The following is a 17,583-nucleotide window of genomic DNA, read 5'->3' on the forward strand; positions in this document are numbered from 1 at the left end:
GATGCATGACACAGAAATATGATTACATCATCGTCGGTGCAGGCTCCGCAGGCTGCGTGTTGGCCAATCGACTGACTGAAAACGGCCAACATAAAGTGCTGCTGTTAGAAACAGGCGGTAGCGATAAAAGCATTTTTATTCAAATGCCGACGGCACTGTCGATCCCAATGAATACCGACAAATACGCGTGGCAGTTTCATACCGAGCCTGAGCCTTATTTAGATAATCGAAAAATGCACTGCCCACGCGGTAAGGTACTGGGCGGCTCATCGTCCATCAATGGCATGGTGTATGTGCGTGGTCACGCAAAAGACTTTGACGAATGGCAACAACATGGTGCGCAAGGTTGGGATTACCAATCATGCTTGCCGTATTTCAAAAAAGCGGAATCATGGTACTTAGGTGAAAACGCACATCGCGGCGCCGAAGGGCCTTTGGGCGTCAATAACGGTAACGAGATGGAAAACCCGCTCTACCGCGCGTTTATCGAAGCGGGTCAACAGGCCGGTTACGCCAAAACCAATGACTACAATGCAGCGCAACAAGAAGGCTTTGGCCCCATGCATATGACGGTAAAAGACGGCCGTCGCTGTTCAGCTAGTCGCGCCTACTTAGACCCAATCAAGCGCCGCAGTAACTTAACCATCATCACTGGCGCACAAGCTCAGCGCGTATTGCTTGAAAATAAACAAGCACAAGGCGTTGAATTTAAAATTAAAGGCAAAGTGAAAACCGCTTTAGCTAAACGCGAAGTTATTTTAAGTGCAGGGCCGATTGGCTCCCCTCACCTACTGCAACTATCTGGCATTGGCGATAAAGACACGCTCGAAAAAGCAGGTGTAGAAGTACAACATCACTTACCGGGTGTTGGGCAAAACTTGCAAGATCATTTGGAGTTTTACTTCCAGTACAAATGTAAGCAGCCCATTACCCTAAATGGCAAACTTGGGCTTATCTCAAAGGGCTTAATTGGCGCACGCTGGATCTTAAATAAAGATGGCTTAGGGGCAACCAACCATTTTGAATCATGTGCCTTTATTCGCTCTAAACCAGGTGTGGAATGGCCCGACATTCAATACCACTTTTTACCTGCGGCTATTCGCTACGATGGCAAAAGCGCGTTTGATGGCCATGGTTTCCAAGTGCATGTTGGCCACAACAAGCCTAAAAGTCGTGGCTCAGTATGCATTGCTTCTAGCAACCCAGAAGACGCGCCAAAAATACAATTTAATTACCTTCAACACCCAGAGGATATTGAAGGCTTTAGAGCCTGCGTACGTTTGACTCGTGAGATCATCGAGCAAAGTGCGTTTGATGATTATCGCGACGGTGAAATTCAGCCAGGTAAAAACATACAAACCGATGAACAAATTGATGCCTTCGTGCGCCAAGCAGTCGAAAGCGCTTATCATCCTTCTTGCTCTTGCAAGATGGGCGAAGACGACATGGCCGTGGTTGATTCACAAACCAAAGTTCACGGTATCAACAGTTTGCGTGTGGTTGACTCGTCTATATTCCCAACCATACCCAACGGTAACTTAAACGCGCCAACAATTATGGTTGCTGAAAAAGCAGCAGATCATATTTTAGGCAAAACACCACTAAACAACCTTAATGCAAGTGTTGCTATGACATCACAATGGCAACAAACGCAGCGTAGTTCGGAGATCTAAATTGGCCACTCGCTCAGGTAGCCATACCTGAGTGGGGCTCGCAGTGGCGTGCGGGATAAATTGGTTATCCCAAGGAGTTCGGCTTGGTCCTAACTCTTAAGCATTAATGCGAGATAAATAAAAAAACAATGGAGAAATAATGAGTTACTTTTACTTATTTTGGGAGGGTGACAATGACCTTATGGCTTAGTGCTGGTATCATTTTCACCCTATTGGCAATTGCTTTAATTTTGTTTAAATGGGGTAATTTACAGTGTGTTGGCGTCACACCAGTTAAAACATTTACTTTTATCGCCATCTTGTTCACGTCGGGCTTAGATGTCGGACTGATCATGTTTCCTTTAACGGAGTTTGCGGGTTACGCAGACATAAAAGCAAGCCCAGAGTATGCGTTTGCAAACCCTTTGGCCATTGAATTTGGTTTTTGGGGCTTTTTGATCTGGGGATTTTATTTCCTTACCTGTTTTTATTTCTGCGTAATAGAACCCAAAGTGAAGTTCTTTGAAATTCCTTGGGTGAAATTAGTCAATAATGTGATCATTATTGGCACCTGTGCGTTTACAGCTTACTTGTTGCTGTCTAACTTGCCTTGGTATTTACCTGAGGTCGGTGACGGTAGCTCGATAATTCCAACTTTCTATCTTGTTGTGCTTGCTGCTATTTGCTTTGCCGTGTATTCAAGCACCAGTTTAAAGTACGTACGATTTCTAAGTATTTCAACCACTTGGCTATTCATTGGTTTGATTGCGTATATGTGGAGCGCCGCCTTTATTTTTGGTGATAGTGCAATGAGCAGTTTTGCTAATAAGTTTGCACTGATTGGCGATTACTTTGTAAACATCAATCAATTTGTATTGCCGCTCAATGATTACCACGAGTTCTACCTATTTTGGTGGTTCGCATGGAGCATCATGATCGGTCAATTCACCTCTCGCTTTGTTGGTGGGCTTAAAACTTATCAAGTGCTTGCAGCCATGTTAGTGTTCCCTTCCATTCCAATCGCGGTCTGGTTCAGCGTACTTTATCACTATCATGAAGCCGGAATATCGACTGCGGGCATTCAAAATTTTGCCATGGTTTTCGTCGGTGTTGTTTTTGTGATCAACTCACTCGACTCTTTGATACGGCTGTATACAGACAACTTGAATCTGACTGTGCAGCGTTTAGGCATGCGCAACTACATGTTTTTTAACATAGTTGCATTATCATTGTTAACTTTATTGTTTAAACTGGAGTTTTTACAAATTCAATGGGTTGGCGCATTAGTCATTGGCTTGTTCATCTCATGTGCAGCTTATATTGCCTATAACAAGCTTAAAACGGTCAGCCAAATTGATAGCTCACCAAAAGACAACAAAATTGATTACAGCAAAATAGAAACTGCTAGCTAAGGAATACAACATAATGACAACAACGAGAACACTAATTTTAGGTGCATTAGCACTTGCCTCAAGCCATGCAATGGCAAACTGGTCGACAACAGTTACGGCCGCCTCAGACTACACCTTTAATGGTGTAAGCCAAACTAAGAACGATCCCGCTTTGCAAGGCAGTCTAGATTACGCCTTTGACAATGGCCTTTACGCTGGTACTTGGGCGTCAAATGTTGATTTTGGCAACACCGATCTAGAATGGGACTTCTACCTTGGTAAGTTTGTCACACTGAACGACCAATGGGGCGTTGACTATGGTTTAGCTTATTACAGCTACCATGGCGATAGTCACTCTAGCGATGGCAACTACTTTGAAGCGTACAGCAAGTTCGGTTACGCCAACGCCCTAGGTAAAACCGAGTTTAACTTTTGGTATAGCTGGGATTACTTTGGTTTAGATGTGGGCCAAGTCATTTATATGGTTGCACACAATGTAGAAGTAGCACCAGGCCACACATTACGCGCAAGCTTTGATGTGTCTAACTCGCTTGATGGCAACAAATTTATGTGGGATGCGGGCGATAAGTCTTACTACCACTACAGATTGGCATATCAAACCAATTTTGAAGGATTTGATATTGAAGTAGCTGCGGAAAACACCAGTATTGATTCAAATACAGCGGATGAGCGTATCGTGTTCAGCGTTTCACGCACTTTTGGTTTGTAAGACGAACCACAATACCTAGTCATAAGGCCAAGCGTTTGCTTGGCCTTTTCTTTTTATCACCCAAAGTCTCTCTAAAACACAGTGCTAGCAGGTGGCAATAAATCATGTTAAGTTCTTATTTGTAGATAAACCGTTAGCAACTCATTAGTATCGGTGATACCCCGTAATATATAATTAGGTTCATGGATGAATAAAGATAAAGCACAAGCGTATATAGAAAAAAACTTAAACGCAGATGATCGGTTAATTGGCTTCTTTCAAGCTGTTCGACCACCCAATTTGTGGTTAGTGCTCTTAATTGGCCCCCTATTTGTTCTCAGCATGAGAGTGTATTTTTTAGCCGTCACAGAAAAAGGTATCTTTTTCTATAAACTAAGCCTGTTAGGTAAGTTTAGGGAACATGATTTTTTTACCTTTGAGGAAATCGAAAGCGTTAGATTTGGCAAAGGACTAATACAAAAGCCCATGTTTTTTGTCTTCAAAAACAATCGAACACTCACCGTTAATGCCCAACTAAAGGGTTTAGAAAGAGTGGCGAAGTTGTCACCACAAGTGCAGCAACACATTGAAAATAGTATCACTGTCGAACAATGATCTTATTTCTAATTACCATTACGGTGTATATTGGTGTTCTGATCTTTGTCAAACCCACACCAAGTAGCTTAAAAGCGACACCACTTAGCTACCGTGAACATATAAAGACAATATCAGCATCAATATGGACTGGTGTTTTGCTATTGTTGATATTTCTTTTAACGACCAATATGACTTTTATACAGGTTAATGAGGACTTATACCGCGTCTTGGCTTTGAGTAATAGCCTAGAGCAACTCGCTATGTTCCCATTGCAGCCTGTCACACACTTATTTATCCATGGCAGCTTTGTTCATGTTGTCGCGAATGTTGTTGGCTTAGGGCTAATGTCGGTTTATGAGCGCCGAGTTGGCGCCAAAAGATATTTGGCTGTGCTCAGCGTAGGTGCGGTGGCATCCGCACCATCGATATTTTTCTACTCAGAAAATATCATGGTAAGTGGAATGTCAGGGGGAATTTTTGCGCTGATTGCCGCCTATTTTACTGATGATAAACAGTTAAACACAAAAGAGTGGTTCACCGCTATTTTATTGTTTTTATTTGTTGTATTTATGCTAGCTATCAATTCGATATTAAATAATCATACCAGTGGCGATCTTGGCATGAAAGTCGACCATATTGGTCACTTACTGGGCGCGATAGGTGCAATTTTATATTGCCGAATAAAGCCACAACGCAAATCATTCTCAAACTAAGCTCTGGTCCATATGTTAGTTCTTAAGCCACACACTGATTCTTTTCCAATCATAAACCTACTGATTGTAAGGCTTTTTTTACCTTTCGTCGTTTGCAGTGTGTTGCTATGAAACGAAGGGCTTTTTGAAACGTTTTCTGAGTATAAACCAGTAGATCACTCAACTACATCAAGGCGCTTTTATTCGCTTACTAAATTTGTACACCTACCTATTCAGGTTTAAACAAAACAGGCTGTACATGGCATTAGAATGTAACAGATATTTTGCCAAACGTGATGAAAGGCACCGATGAAAAACTCGGGGATACTTGGGTAGCCTATAAGCTCGTAAACTAGTTTATGCTTATTGCCCGCTCAATATTGAGTCGAGCGGGTATTCTTGTAAACACATTTAGCAGCATCCGAATTAATTGCTAAAGATTCATCAAACTCTTGTGCGCTAGTTACAAATATATTCAGCGCTGCTGTTTAATCACTTTCTTTATGTTAACTTGTTATTCTTAGCCCATGAGTTCAACCTTTCAACAGTGCACCACAATGCCTACTAAACTTACAAAAATTCATACTAAACTTTCAGCGTCATCAAATGACGGTGCTGAAAACATTAACAGCCTCAAATCATTATGGGAAAACATAGAGAAAAAAGAGAAACGTAATGAAAATTTAACAAATAAAATAACTGCGTTGTACAGACGTTTCGAAGAAACCGTTCTACCATACGAAAAGAAGTGGTCCAGCAGGCAGTTAGAAGTGTAAGACATTTGTTGACCTTTATTCCAAGAAAGTCTTTAACAAGTAACCAACGTGAAGAGTTAATGGCGTGGATTGACTCGGAAATTGACTATTTAGAAAACCACCCATTTGCAGATGATATTGATACGTTCTCGTTAAGGGGTGAGTTCTCGGATGCGTTGACGGCATATCACCAATCTACATCTGTTGAAATCACGGATAATGATTTAGAACAACTCAGAATGATGTTAGATAGCATGTTTCATGGTCAGTTAAATTTAAGTGAAGATGAACTGAGGGCTGTAGCTCAAAACCCTTCACTGCTTGAAGCACATATTAAGAAGCTCACCGACAGCTATGAAGAAGCAAATGGCGATAGCAGTACTCAAGAAACATTTGACAACGAACATGAAGAATTTGAATATCAAGACGAGTTTGAAAGCTTTTTTGAACAAGAAGCTTTTAAACAACAAACTGATGAAGAGGCACTAGATAAGCTTTTTAAGTCTAGCCAACTAAATAAAATGTATAAGCGCCTAGCTAGTATTCTTCACCCTGATAAAGAAGTTAATGAATCCAAGAAAGCTGAAAAGCATGAAACTATGCAACAATTACTAGCTGCGCGTAAAAATAATGATGCAGTAACTATTCTCAGGCTTTACCAAAACTATGTCGCAGACGCTGACTTTACCTTTGATAATAAAACCATAGCTGCACTTGAAAAAATGCTTCGCCAAAAAGCTTATCAGCTTGATTTAGAGCATAAGAAAATAAAAACTTGCGATGAGCCTCCCGCACTTGTTTGGCGTCGATTTTCAGCAAGGAGTAAAAAAGCGGTAACGGAAAGTTTAGAAGCGCATATTGAAAATCTTAAAAAGGAGCTTATACATGGAGAAGCTATACTTGTAGAGAATAAAACGGTAAAGGCTATGGCTCGTCATTTATCTGAAAGGATTCAGCAAAATCGTTATCCATCTTTTAGTTATGCTGGTAGCCTGGATGACTTTTTTGACTTATAGCACAGCGTGGTTTGTAGACCGAATGTTCTGGGTCTATATCGTTAGACGGGACAAGTTTATGTGGGACGCTGGTGATAAATCTTATCACCATTATCGCTTAGCTTATCAAACCAATGTTGAAGGATTTGATATTGAAGTGGCTGCGGAAAACACCAGTATTGACTCTAACACCGCCGACGAGCGCATCGTGGAGGGCGTTTCACGCACTTTTGGTTTGTAAGACGAACCACTATACCTAGTCATAAGGCCAAGCGTTTGCTTGGCCTTTTTCACACACCTTTCATACGCACGAGTAAACACCTTAATTCACCACACCAGATACATGCATACATTTTTGTGTTTACAGCTACAACTGTTTAGATGTTATAGTTTATTGTAAGCTCATGATAAATAAGCTTTGTCATACAAATAACACATCCATGACGTAACAGAGTTCGAGGTATTACTATTAAGCTCTCCTCAACCACAACAGCAAGGACAAAACAGTGATTATTAGAAAATTAAGGTTGCAAAGAGGTTGGTCACAAGATCACTTAGCACAGTTAAGTGGCTTAAGTCTTAGAACAATTCAGCGTATCGAACGCGGCCACACACCTAGCTTAGAATCATTGAAGTCTTTAGCTGCTGTTTTTGAAACAACGGTCGCAATACTGCAACAGGAGCTAAAAATGAAACCTTCAAACACCCATGTACACATTACAAATGAAGAGCACGAAGTCATAGAACAAGTAAGAGCAATAAAGAGTTTTTACAGCCACTTACTTACCTACTTCGTCACCATCACTTTTTTGTTTATACTCAATTATCTTACCTCCCCAGGATATATTTGGGCATGGTGGGCAGCCCTTGGCTGGGGCATAGGCATTGTCAGTCACGGTTTAGAAGCGTATGAAGTTTCTAGCATTTTTGGCGCAAAGTGGGAAAAACACGAAATAGAAAAACGCTTGGGTAGAAAACTAGACGATAAAAACTAGAAATGAGTCCAAGCTTATCAAGCTGATTATGTATGCTATCAGCTTGATAATACGAAATTGAGCTGCTTTATATGTCGCAACAGTGAGTGAATATATTTGCCTGCATTGTTATATGAAGCTCAGCGCGATACCTGTAAAAGCCAACCCTATAATCAACCCAGATATAAATAATGCCCACAATGTAAACGCTTTACTTTCTCGATACGGAGAAGACGTAGCACTAATCGCATTTTTAAATAAAAAAGCGGCAGATAGAACGCTTAGAAACAGAAGCAAACAGCCGAGGATAAGCAATATTTTTAAAAACATAGTTACTCGATTATCTCTATTTCATGCATATGGTATCCTTGGCTACCAGCATAAATTTGCTCAGCTACCCATTGGGGCTTTTTAATTGCTCGAATTGCAACGTCAGGGTGGCTTCTATCCGTAGTTTCAAGGTAAATATTCCCCAGACCAAACAAACGAAGAAACAAAGGCTCTTCAATTGCATAATCTCTCACTCTCAACAACTCGAGATTATCGCGCCTAATGTTCAGTACGCCAACTTCTGTTTTTAACCGTGTTGGTGTAAGGATATATTTTGTCTTTTTTGTAGACAAATATCGCCATATTGCGAAAGGAATTAAAAACGGGATCACTATACAGAAAATATAGAAAAACAGATTAGTTACTTGAGATGGCGAACCTTGCCAAATTACTCTTTTATCAGGCACGAGAACCTCCTTGATGATACCAAAAACGGCTTGATTATACTAAATAAAGCAACCATAACAAGCTAATAAATATAATAAAATTAAACTTTGCCTCTATCAATCAGCATTTTATAGCCAGTCAAAAGTACTAATACACAAGGGTTACAATGAGAGAAAACATTAGCTCTGGCTCACATCTGAACAGCCCATTGGCTTTTTACGGGCGTGTCGCATTGGTAACCATATCGCGGTCGCAGGTACTGCCCGTATTAAAAGCTGCTAACGTAAATCTGCCCGAGTTGGATAGTCAGGATGCGCAACAGGGCTTGGCGCCCACACTGCTGGAATAGGGGCTTCTTCCCTTTGCTTTATTTTTTCAACTAATTCTTTGAGTTCAATCTGTGGTTTACCGTAAAACTCAGCCCAATCTTCGGGTACATCAGCTTCATTCGCAGCAGCAATAACATGCGCCATCCATTGCTTTCTTAACTCTGCCCACTCACGGCTCTGCGCTTTACTTTCTTCGATCCCTGCCATCGGCCGTAACTCTACGTAAATGGTTCTACGCACGCCCGGCGAACGCTTGGGCTCAGAGCTATGTAAAATCATCATATCTTGCACCAAAATATCACCTGCTTTGGCGTTTTGTTGCACTACCCCAGGGATCTCCCAGCCGTGCACACTGGATAATTGGTAAATATCTTGAAGCTGGTGCTGTGTATTGGGTACATACCGTAAACAACCATCATCGATATCCGCATCATCCAGATAAATCCCTACATTTAAATACGGGTAGTTACGAGGGTGCATTGCCCCTTGGTGCCAAGCTACATGTGGGTGAGGATGAGGATACTTGTACAACAGGTCTAACTCCATTGGCACACAGCCAATACCACAAAGCTGGTGACACACTGCCATCATGCAAGGTGTTGCTAGCAGTTCAATCATCAGTTCAGGCGCGTCATATAGTAAGTCGTTATAACGAAATAACCTCGGTTCCCCCGATTCTACCGACATGCAATATTGATTGCTCACTTCCCCTTTTGAAAACTCTTGCTTGGCTGACTCCTCCAACTTTGCGGATAAATCTTTCAGCCGCTTGAGCAATTCATCACTCAACCCATTTTCAAGCCTTACAAAGCCATGCTTATCATAAAACTCTAATTTATCTTTACTTATTTTTGTCATGCTCCACTCCCTGTATTATTTTCTTCTTTAGACCTTAAGTTAAATAGTCGACCTGCTGTGTTTATTAAAGAATAGGTTATACATCTTTATCAGCAATATAGAAAATTAGATTAGTAACCCGAGATGGCAAACTTTGACCTCAATCAGTCAGCACTTTATAGTCAGTCAAGACCAATACTAAATAAGGATTACAATGAGAAAAAACATCAGCTCGGGCTCACACCTAGAACAGCCTATCGGCTTTTCACGGGCGTGCCGTATTGGTAATCATATTGCCGTCGCTGGCACAGCGCCAATTCAAGAAGGAAAATCCGTACATATTGGTGATGTGTATGCCCAGACCAAATATTGCTTAGAACTATCAATTCATGCCATTGAACAAGCGGGTGGTCGTAAGGAAGATGTGATCAGAACACGCATTATGCTCACAGACATAATACAATGGGAGTTAGCTGCTAAAGCGCACGGAGAATTATTCTCGCAAATACGCCCTGCTTGTACGTTTGTAGAGGTAAAAGGTTTTATTGACCCAGATTGGCTGGTAGAGACTGAAGTGGATGCGATTGTGAGTGATGGATAATCGTGGGCGTATTGTATCAAGCCGCGCCACAGGCGCGTAACTTATTTGCCAACTCTCTTACCCAAGCTTTGAGCCCATTATGCATGCTCTGTTAAGCTGTATGACGCTTCAACTCACTTACCAGCCCATCAAGCTCTTATCGAATCTCGCACAAACACCCCAAGCCCAGTTCACACCACCGGATAATCTCCTGCAGTTATGCCGCACATGTAATCTTATGTAATTAACCTTTTTCACTTTCCTGTCTAATAATTTCTCAACCTGAAAACAGGTGCCCCTTTTTATACAACTGCAACTAAGGAGAGAAGAATGCAATATAACAGAGTAAGAATGTTAGAAAAATTTGCTTGTGTAACATTACTAGGCTGTTTTAGTAGCACCATCCAAGCTCAAGAAATCAACTTCTTCGCTATCGCTGACCCGCAATTTGGTTGGTCTGATAGCGCAGGAACAGCTAGGGCGCAAAACACCATGAGAGATGCGGCGATATTAGCATCAAAGTGTACGAATTGTATTAAGGCTATTCCTATTGCTGGTGACCTTACAATGGATGGTGATGGACGAACTACATACGGCAATGCACATAAATACATGGAAAGTTTTGGTGTGAAAGTGCTAGACGGGCTAGGTAACCATGATTCACATGATTTAGCCGACGATGAAACAAGCTTTGACAACTACGGTGAACTACATTCATACGAAGATCTTTATAACAAAGGTTGGAAAATCTTTGATGAATACCACACCAACATAGATGGAAGCGATTGTTCATCATTTAATCATAGTCCAAGGCATTACTGCACGAGTGCAGATGCGTATTACTACACCGCAGCACTTGCCCAGCCTGGTACGTCTTCAAGCAATGCGGCTGCATATTTGATCCAGCTACATAACCAAATTTACTCTCAAAATGCCGTTGCCTACTTAAAACGTGCAATCAGTAAAATAGGTACAGACAAACCCGTAATCATTGTTGGCCACTACCCAGGCGGCAGTTATTCTGGCGATTTTCAGTCTGCGGTAAGGGACATCAACTTAGCGGCTATCATTCATGGACATTATCACTGTAACCAAGGTGGTGGTGGTGATCACTGTAATTACAAAGAGAATAGTCCAGGTTTTGTCATAGATGCTTTTGGTAGCAATATCAGAAACAAGCACGATAGCCCGGTACCCGTTGTGAATGTTAATGCAGCCTTTCATAATATATTTTGGAGTGTTTCTTTAAACACATCAACCAATCAAATCTCATTTAAACGCTACAACCGAGCACACATAGGCAATGCATTAGCTTATTCAAGTGGGAACTTTAACACCATTGTCAACCAAGTCACCACGCATGGTGATAGCGATGGATATAACCAGCCATATCGCTCAAGTGCTGCGCTCACTTGCAGTTTTGGCGGTGACACACGTAGGTGCATTGATCAAATTCGTGGTGGTACTATGATCCCATCAGGCAATTATGCACACCGTCAAGCCACTGATGGCTATTGGGGTGGATGGGGTAATATCGTAAAGTGTGGCACAAATAATTACGTATTTGGTTACCGTATGCGTAGCGAAACTCCCCAAGGAAATGGTGATGATACTGCGCTGAATGATGTAGAGCTATATTGCGCACCTAAAGGCAGTAGCAGTTACTACAGAATTTACAGTAAATACGCCTCATGGGGTAACTGGAGTTCAGATGCATTTTGCTCGGGGGGTTATAACCCTGTTACCGGGTTTAGAATGCAAACAGAGCCACCACAAGGAGGTGATGACACAGCGGCCAACGATGTACAACTGTACTGTCAGAACGGTACTTTGATCTCAGCGGGCGCAAATAGCAGCTGGGGAGACTGGAGTAGTCAATACTCATGTCCATCTGGCCAGGCCGTAACCGGCATTATTACGAGAGTTGAAGACGCTCAAGGCGATGACGACGATACTGCACTCAATGGCGTAAGACTGGTTTGTGCACCATTTTAAAGTAATTAAAACACTGAGCTGCGCCGATCGACGCAGCTCAATTCACCACTTAAAACGACAAGTTATTTAAAATCTCATCATCTACGTTATTGGCTAACGTCACTTTCAGCTTAGGCGTTCTGGCCATTTCGCGTTTGATAGCAAAGTTGGCTTCTTCATTACGTGCCCAGCTGCGGCGAGCGATACCGTTGTTTACATCAAACAATAGCATTGATTTCAAGCGACCTTCCGCTTCTGGTGAACCATCAAGTAGCATACCAAAACCACCATTGATCACTTCGCCCCAACCTACACCGCCACCATTGTGGATAGACACCCAAGTTGCACCACGGAAGCTATCACCAATCACGTTGTGAATGGCCATATCGGCTGTAAAACGGCTGCCGTCGTAGATGTTTGATGTTTCACGAAATGGTGAATCCGTGCCACTTACATCGTGGTGATCACGACCAAGCACCACAGGACCAATTTCGCCGCGCGCGATTGCATCATTAAAAGCTTTGGCGATTTCAGCACGGCCTTGCGCATCGGCGTATAAAATACGCGCTTGCGAGCCTACGACTAGCTTGTTTTGTTTGGCGTCTTTGATCCAAGTGATGTTGTCTTGCATCTGTTGCTGAATTTCCTCTGGCGACTCGGCCATGATCTTATTCAGCACTTCAGCGGCAATCGCATCGGTTTTATCTAAATCTTCCGGTTTACCCGACGTACATACCCAGCGGAATGGGCCAAAGCCATAGTCAAAACACATAGGGCCAAGAATATCCTGCACGTATGACGGGTATTTAAAGTCGATACCGTTTTCTGCCATCACGTCGCCACCAGCGCGTGATGCTTCAAGTAAAAATGCGTTACCATAGTCAAAGAAGTACGTGCCTTTGGCAGTGTGTTTGTTCACCGCATCCGCATGACGCTTCAGCGTTGCCTGTACTTTTTCTTTGAATAGCTCGGGCTCTTCACGAATTAAACGGTTTGACTCTTCATAGCTAATATCAACCGGGTAGTAACCGCCTGACCAAGGGTTATGAAGCGATGTTTGGTCTGAACCTAAGTGAACAAAAATCTCTTGCTCATAGAATGCTTCCCACACGTCAACCACGTTACCGATGTAAGCAATCGACACCACTTCTTCGTTCGTTTGCGCTTGTTTCACTCGTGCAATAAGCGCATCCATGTTGTCGATTAGCTCATCCACCCAACCTTGTTGATGACGCTTGGTCGCGGCTTTCGGGTTCACTTCCGCACACACCGTAATACAGTTCGCAATGTTACCCGCTTTAGGCTGCGCGCCGCTCATGCCGCCAAGACCTGCGGTTAGGAAGATCTTACCTTGCGGGCTTTCGCCTTTGTTTAACACTTTACGGAATGCGTTCATCACCGTAATGGTTGTGCCGTGTACAATACCCTGCGGGCCAATGTACATGAACGAGCCTGCTGTCATTTGGCCGTATTGTGTTACGCCCAGTGCGTTAAAGCGCTCCCAATCATCTGGTTTTGAATAATTCGGGATCATCATGCCGTTGGTCACAACGACACGTGGCGCATCTTTTGATGATGGGAACAAGCCCATAGGGTGGCCCGAGTACATATGTAGCGTTTGGTCTTCTTCCATTTCGCTTAGGTACTTCATTGCCAACAAGTACTGCGCCCAGTTTTGGAATACCGCACCGTTACCACCGTAGGTGATCAGCTCTTCAGGGTGCTGCGCAACTGCTGGATCTAAGTTGTTATCGATCATCAACATGATTGCGGCGGCTTGCTCACACTTAGCAGGGTAATCAGAAATTGAACGCGCTTTTAACTCGTAGTTCGGCTTAAAACGATACATGTAAATACGGCCAAAATCTTTCAGCTCTTGGGCAAATTCAGCCGCTAACTCTTGGTGCCATTCTTTTGGAAAATAACGCAGCGCATTACGAACGGCTAATTGCTTTTCGTCAGCCGTTAAAATGTCTTTACGCTTTGGCGCTCGGTTAGCATCAGCCGGATATGGCTTTGGCGCAGGCAAAACGCTTGGGATCCCTTGTTTAATTTGTTCTTGAAAATTCATCACAACGCTCCCTTAATTCACTGTAAATGCTTGAGATCTAACCAATGCAATCATGGCATCAATATCAGGTTTTAATAATCTGTCTTCTTCTAGTTTGGCAACCTTTGCACGGATCACTTTAAAGTTTTCTTCAATTAACTCTGAGCACGTATTCGGGCGTCTAAATTCAATCGCTTGCGCTGCGTACATCAATTCAATAGCGAAGATTTTCTCAAGATTACCTAAAATTTGATTTAATTTACGACCTGAGATACTGCCCATAGACACGTGATCTTCTTGACCCATTGAAGTTGGCACACTGTCGGCTGATGGCGGGAAGCACAGTGATTTGTTTTCAGTCACCAATGCAGCTGTGGTGTACTGTGGGATCATCATGCCCGAGTTCAAACCACCCGATGTGGTTAATAAACGCGGTAAACCGTGTAAGCCTTCAAGCAGCAAGTAGCAACGTCTATCAGAAATGTTACCAAGCTCCGCGGCTGCGATTGACGCATAATCTAACACCATTGCCAAAGGCTGACCGTGGAAGCTACCGCCTGAGATGGCTTCTTCTTCACTGATCACAATTGGGTTGTCGGTGACCGAGTTCATCTCGATTTCGGCTAGCTCTTTAAGGTGGTTGTACGCATTACGAGATGCACCATGCACCTGTGGAATACAGCGTAATGAGTATGGGTCTTGTACGCGGTCACAATCTGTGTGCGCCGCCATGTTTTGCGAGTCTTTAAAGAAACGACGCATACGCGCTGCAACTTCAATATTGCCTTCAAATGCACGAATTTGGTGTAGTTCTTCTCTAAATGGTGATTGGCTACCTTGCATGCCTTCAATGCTCATGGCACCAGCAAGATCTGCCAAATCAAGCAAATAGCGCATTTTGGTTAGCGCGGTGATGGCGTGAGATAAAATAAACTGCGTGCCGTTGATAAGCGCTAAGCCCTCTTTGGCATGTAGTTCTAACGGCTCTAAACCATGCTCTTTTAGTGCTTGCGCCGCAGGGATGATTTGCCCGTTTTGCCAAAATTCGCCTTCGCCAAGTAATGGTAAGAACAAGTGTGAAAGTGGCGCTAAATCACCCGATGCACCAACCGAGCCTTGCTCTGGCACAACCGGAATTAAGTCAAGTTCAATGAACTTTAGCATACGCTCAACCACTTCTAAGCGAATGCCTGAAAAGCCTTGGCTTAAGGCATGCACCTTAGTGATCAGCATAAGCTTTGAAATCGGTTTGGCAATTGGCTCACCCACACCTACCGCGTGAGTTATCAGCAAGTTCTTTTGTAATAAATGGGTTTCTTCAGGTGAAATTTGTGTATCGCACAGTGGGCCAAAGCCGGTATTAATGCCGTATACGGCTTTATCCGAGGCAGCCATTTTATCGACATTGCGACGGCTTTGATTAATTTTATCAAGTGCTTGCTGGCAAAGCTCTGCTTTAATACTGCCACCAGCAATACCGTTTACGATATCTAAATTTAGACGGTCAACACCATATCTAAATGTCATATTATTCTCCCAAATATCATCTTGTTGCGATGCTTGTTATCGCTATTATGGGCTCATGCTAACTTGTGCAAGATGTTTTATAAATGCATAATAATCGTAATTCATTCCGATTTTGTCGAACTAAAAGTTTGACCATTAACAGAGTCGTGTTATGCAAGTTCAAGACGTTGATTTACGGTTACTGAGAATATTTGTAGCCATTGTGGAATGCGGTGGTTTATCTGCCGCTGAGTCGCGTTTAAACATTGGCCGCTCCACCATAAGTTCGCATTTATCGGACCTTGAAGTACGCCTTGGGGTAAAATTGTGCAAACGCGGGCGCAGCGGTTTTGAGCTCACCGAGCCTGGTCATGTGACCTACCAAGCCTCATTAGAGCTGCTACAACAATGCGAAGCATTTGCAACTACGGTGGCAAGTTCTAAAAACGCGCTGTCAGGTCGCGCCACCATTTCTGTCATCGATACCATGGTCAACGACCCACGTTGCGGCATATCGCAAGCCATTGCGGCACTCAAAGCACAAAGTAGCCAAATTCAATTTGATATTAATGTATGTGAGGCAAAAGAAGTTGAAACGTCAGTAGTGAATGGTCGCTCTTTGGTTGGCTTAGGTGTCAGCCGCCATCATTTACGTGGGCTTGAATACATCCCACTGTATAACGAAACCAACTTTTTATACTGTGCTCAAAGCCACCCTTTGTTTGATTGCCCAACCTCTGAAGTCAGCAAGCAACTGCACAGCGCTGAAGTGATCACCAGTAACTACCTACGCGACAAAGAAACCCGTAACGATGGCCTAAACTACCAAAATAGCGCCACAGCGTATCACGACGAAGGCATTGCCCATTTAATTCTCTCTGGGCAATTTATTGGTTACTTACCCGAACACTACGCCAACTTTTGGGTTGAAAAGGGCCTGTTTAAGCCTATTTTTCCAGAAAAATACCATTATCAAATTCCAGTGATGCTGATTTCGTCAAAAAACAACGCAGCTTCACCGCTGGCTAATGCACTGATTAAAGAAATAAAACGTTGCCACCGTTAATTTGTATGGGTTTTTAACCCCTCCTTTAACCCATTAGAATTAGGTAGCTATGGAGTCTGTTCAGGATAAAAATAAGGCTGAAAATCAAAAATCTATATAGAAATGTTAATCACCACTATTGCTTGTTATTAAACATCCAAACCCGCAACGTCAGCATTACCGTGCGACCAACGTATTAAATATTTTATTTGTTGAACTAATCTCGGCACAGTAACATAACTTTGACTGCCGCTTACTATTGAGCACAGGCAGGTATATGCGTATAAATAAATTCATACAAACCAACCTAATACGTGGGAGTTAACATTAAGCTTGTTGCTATTTTGTGTACTCAAGGTTAACATTCACCTCTTGAGGTGAGGGATGTATATCAATAAATAAGGACTGGATTATGAAAACCTCAATTAAATTAAATCTAAAAGCAAAGAAATTAAAGTCGCTGTCAAAGGAGCAATCTCGGCAGGTAGGTGGTGGCACTAGTGGAAGTAATCAACCCCCACAAATGGCCGCAGTCAATTTCTATCAAACGACTCTATATTCCTGTATGGGATAGGATAAACACATTAAAGGAATAGGTATGAATGAATTTATTTATGAATTAAGCTGGCTCCTAATAGCGGTAGAACTCTTTGTTGTTGCTTTTTGGTTAATTAAGTTTTCAAAAATGCGATGGAAGTTATTCTTTGGAGTAAAAAAGGATCTATCAACTATCCAGCATCACGAACGAGGGCGTTCAGAATTCTGTGTCAGCTAATTTTG

At 42.6% G+C, this 17,583-nt stretch carries 16 protein-coding genes and 1 pseudogene; 13 read left to right on the forward strand and 4 right to left on the reverse strand.

Annotated features, from left to right (window positions below; genetic code table 11):
* Positions 1–5 precede the first annotated feature (5 nt).
* From betA to AC5FX4_RS21015, 9 genes and pseudogenes are all read left to right on the forward strand, one after another.
* Positions 6–1,673 carry a choline dehydrogenase gene (betA, locus tag AC5FX4_RS20975; RefSeq protein ID WP_493608362.1) on the forward strand — a complete coding sequence of 556 codons (1,668 nt, stop codon included), beginning with the start codon at positions 6–8 and terminating at the stop codon, positions 1,671–1,673.
* A gap of 173 nt (positions 1,674–1,846) precedes the next feature.
* A complete protein-coding gene (locus AC5FX4_RS20980) occupies positions 1,847–3,064 on the forward strand; it encodes a BCCT family transporter (RefSeq protein ID WP_493608363.1) in 1,218 nt (405 codons plus the stop codon).
* A 13-nt stretch (positions 3,065–3,077) separates the two neighbouring features.
* Positions 3,078–3,773: a TorF family putative porin gene (locus AC5FX4_RS20985; protein WP_493608364.1), complete on the forward strand. Its 696-nt coding sequence runs from the start codon at positions 3,078–3,080 to the stop codon at positions 3,771–3,773.
* Positions 3,774–3,959: 186 nt separating this feature from the next.
* Positions 3,960–4,367 (forward strand): hypothetical protein, encoded by a 408-nt coding sequence (locus tag AC5FX4_RS20990; RefSeq protein ID WP_493608365.1) that lies wholly within the window; start codon positions 3,960–3,962, stop codon positions 4,365–4,367.
* A gap of 170 nt (positions 4,368–4,537) precedes the next feature.
* Complete coding sequence (locus tag AC5FX4_RS20995) at positions 4,538–5,062, forward strand: rhomboid family intramembrane serine protease (RefSeq protein ID WP_493608366.1); 525 nt, start codon at positions 4,538–4,540, stop codon at positions 5,060–5,062.
* Between the two features lie 536 nt (positions 5,063–5,598).
* Positions 5,599–5,817, forward strand: a complete 219-nt coding sequence (locus tag AC5FX4_RS21000) for a hypothetical protein (protein ID WP_493608367.1) — start codon at positions 5,599–5,601, stop codon at positions 5,815–5,817.
* Between the two features lie 8 nt (positions 5,818–5,825).
* Positions 5,826–6,812, forward strand: coding sequence for a hypothetical protein (locus AC5FX4_RS21005; RefSeq protein WP_493608368.1), 987 nt, complete (start codon positions 5,826–5,828; stop codon positions 6,810–6,812).
* Positions 6,813–6,861: 49 nt separating this feature from the next.
* Positions 6,862–7,032: pseudogene (locus tag AC5FX4_RS21010) on the forward strand (TorF family putative porin); the annotation flags it as partial.
* Between the two features lie 265 nt (positions 7,033–7,297).
* On the forward strand, positions 7,298–7,786 hold the full coding sequence (locus AC5FX4_RS21015; RefSeq protein ID WP_493608369.1) for a 2TM domain-containing protein: 489 nt from the start codon (positions 7,298–7,300) through the stop codon (positions 7,784–7,786).
* Between the two features lie 311 nt (positions 7,787–8,097).
* Here the strand turns inward: AC5FX4_RS21015 and AC5FX4_RS21020 are convergent, their stop codons facing one another.
* Both AC5FX4_RS21020 and AC5FX4_RS21025 read right to left on the reverse strand, forming a co-directional pair.
* Complete coding sequence (locus AC5FX4_RS21020) at positions 8,098–8,502, reverse strand: PH domain-containing protein (RefSeq protein WP_493608370.1); 405 nt, start codon at positions 8,500–8,502, stop codon at positions 8,098–8,100.
* Positions 8,503–8,760: 258 nt separating this feature from the next.
* Positions 8,761–9,669, reverse strand: a complete 909-nt coding sequence (locus tag AC5FX4_RS21025) for a phytanoyl-CoA dioxygenase family protein (protein WP_493608371.1) — start codon at positions 9,667–9,669, stop codon at positions 8,761–8,763.
* Positions 9,670–9,862: 193 nt separating this feature from the next.
* Here AC5FX4_RS21025 and AC5FX4_RS21030 point away from each other — a divergent pair, with 193 nt between their 5' ends.
* Positions 9,863–10,249 carry a RidA family protein gene (locus tag AC5FX4_RS21030; RefSeq protein ID WP_493608372.1) on the forward strand — a complete coding sequence of 129 codons (387 nt, stop codon included), beginning with the start codon at positions 9,863–9,865 and terminating at the stop codon, positions 10,247–10,249.
* A gap of 309 nt (positions 10,250–10,558) precedes the next feature.
* Complete coding sequence (locus AC5FX4_RS21035) at positions 10,559–12,223, forward strand: hypothetical protein (RefSeq protein ID WP_493608373.1); 1,665 nt, start codon at positions 10,559–10,561, stop codon at positions 12,221–12,223.
* A 49-nt stretch (positions 12,224–12,272) separates the two neighbouring features.
* Here the strand turns inward: AC5FX4_RS21035 and hutU are convergent, their stop codons facing one another.
* On the reverse strand, positions 12,273–14,273 hold the full coding sequence (hutU, locus tag AC5FX4_RS21040; RefSeq protein ID WP_493608374.1) for a urocanate hydratase: 2,001 nt from the start codon (positions 14,271–14,273) through the stop codon (positions 12,273–12,275).
* A 12-nt stretch (positions 14,274–14,285) separates the two neighbouring features.
* Positions 14,286–15,779: a histidine ammonia-lyase gene (hutH, locus tag AC5FX4_RS21045; RefSeq protein ID WP_493608375.1), complete on the reverse strand. Its 1,494-nt coding sequence runs from the start codon at positions 15,777–15,779 to the stop codon at positions 14,286–14,288.
* A 151-nt stretch (positions 15,780–15,930) separates the two neighbouring features.
* Between hutH and AC5FX4_RS21050 the strand changes: the two genes are divergently transcribed.
* Positions 15,931–16,824 carry a LysR family transcriptional regulator gene (locus AC5FX4_RS21050; RefSeq protein WP_493608376.1) on the forward strand — a complete coding sequence of 298 codons (894 nt, stop codon included), beginning with the start codon at positions 15,931–15,933 and terminating at the stop codon, positions 16,822–16,824.
* A 577-nt stretch (positions 16,825–17,401) separates the two neighbouring features.
* Positions 17,402–17,578: a hypothetical protein gene (locus AC5FX4_RS21055; protein ID WP_493608377.1), complete on the forward strand. Its 177-nt coding sequence runs from the start codon at positions 17,402–17,404 to the stop codon at positions 17,576–17,578.
* The last annotated feature ends 5 nt before the right edge of the window (positions 17,579–17,583 follow it).

It is taken from the genome of Pseudoalteromonas sp. ATL1 (genome assembly GCF_058933015.1).

What these genes read in the sequence shown, in the direction of transcription:
- betA (WP_493608362.1), top strand. Translation starts at nt 6, where the DNA reads ATGACACAGAAATATGATTACATCATCGTCGGTGCAGGCTCCGCAGGC.
- AC5FX4_RS20980 (WP_493608363.1), top strand. Translation starts at nt 1,847, where the DNA reads ATGACCTTATGGCTTAGTGCTGGTATCATTTTCACCCTATTGGCAATT.
- AC5FX4_RS20985 (WP_493608364.1), top strand. Translation starts at nt 3,078, where the DNA reads ATGACAACAACGAGAACACTAATTTTAGGTGCATTAGCACTTGCCTCA.
- AC5FX4_RS20990 (WP_493608365.1), top strand. Translation starts at nt 3,960, where the DNA reads ATGAATAAAGATAAAGCACAAGCGTATATAGAAAAAAACTTAAACGCA.
- AC5FX4_RS20995 (WP_493608366.1), top strand. Translation starts at nt 4,538, where the DNA reads ATGACTTTTATACAGGTTAATGAGGACTTATACCGCGTCTTGGCTTTG.
- AC5FX4_RS21000 (WP_493608367.1), top strand. Translation starts at nt 5,599, where the DNA reads ATGCCTACTAAACTTACAAAAATTCATACTAAACTTTCAGCGTCATCA.
- AC5FX4_RS21025 (WP_493608371.1), bottom strand. Translation starts at nt 9,669, where the DNA reads ATGACAAAAATAAGTAAAGATAAATTAGAGTTTTATGATAAGCATGGC.
- AC5FX4_RS21030 (WP_493608372.1), top strand. Translation starts at nt 9,863, where the DNA reads ATGAGAAAAAACATCAGCTCGGGCTCACACCTAGAACAGCCTATCGGC.
- AC5FX4_RS21035 (WP_493608373.1), top strand. Translation starts at nt 10,559, where the DNA reads ATGCAATATAACAGAGTAAGAATGTTAGAAAAATTTGCTTGTGTAACA.
- hutU (WP_493608374.1), bottom strand. Translation starts at nt 14,273, where the DNA reads ATGAATTTTCAAGAACAAATTAAACAAGGGATCCCAAGCGTTTTGCCT.
- hutH (WP_493608375.1), bottom strand. Translation starts at nt 15,779, where the DNA reads ATGACATTTAGATATGGTGTTGACCGTCTAAATTTAGATATCGTAAAC.
- AC5FX4_RS21050 (WP_493608376.1), top strand. Translation starts at nt 15,931, where the DNA reads ATGCAAGTTCAAGACGTTGATTTACGGTTACTGAGAATATTTGTAGCC.
- AC5FX4_RS21055 (WP_493608377.1), top strand. Translation starts at nt 17,402, where the DNA reads ATGAATGAATTTATTTATGAATTAAGCTGGCTCCTAATAGCGGTAGAA.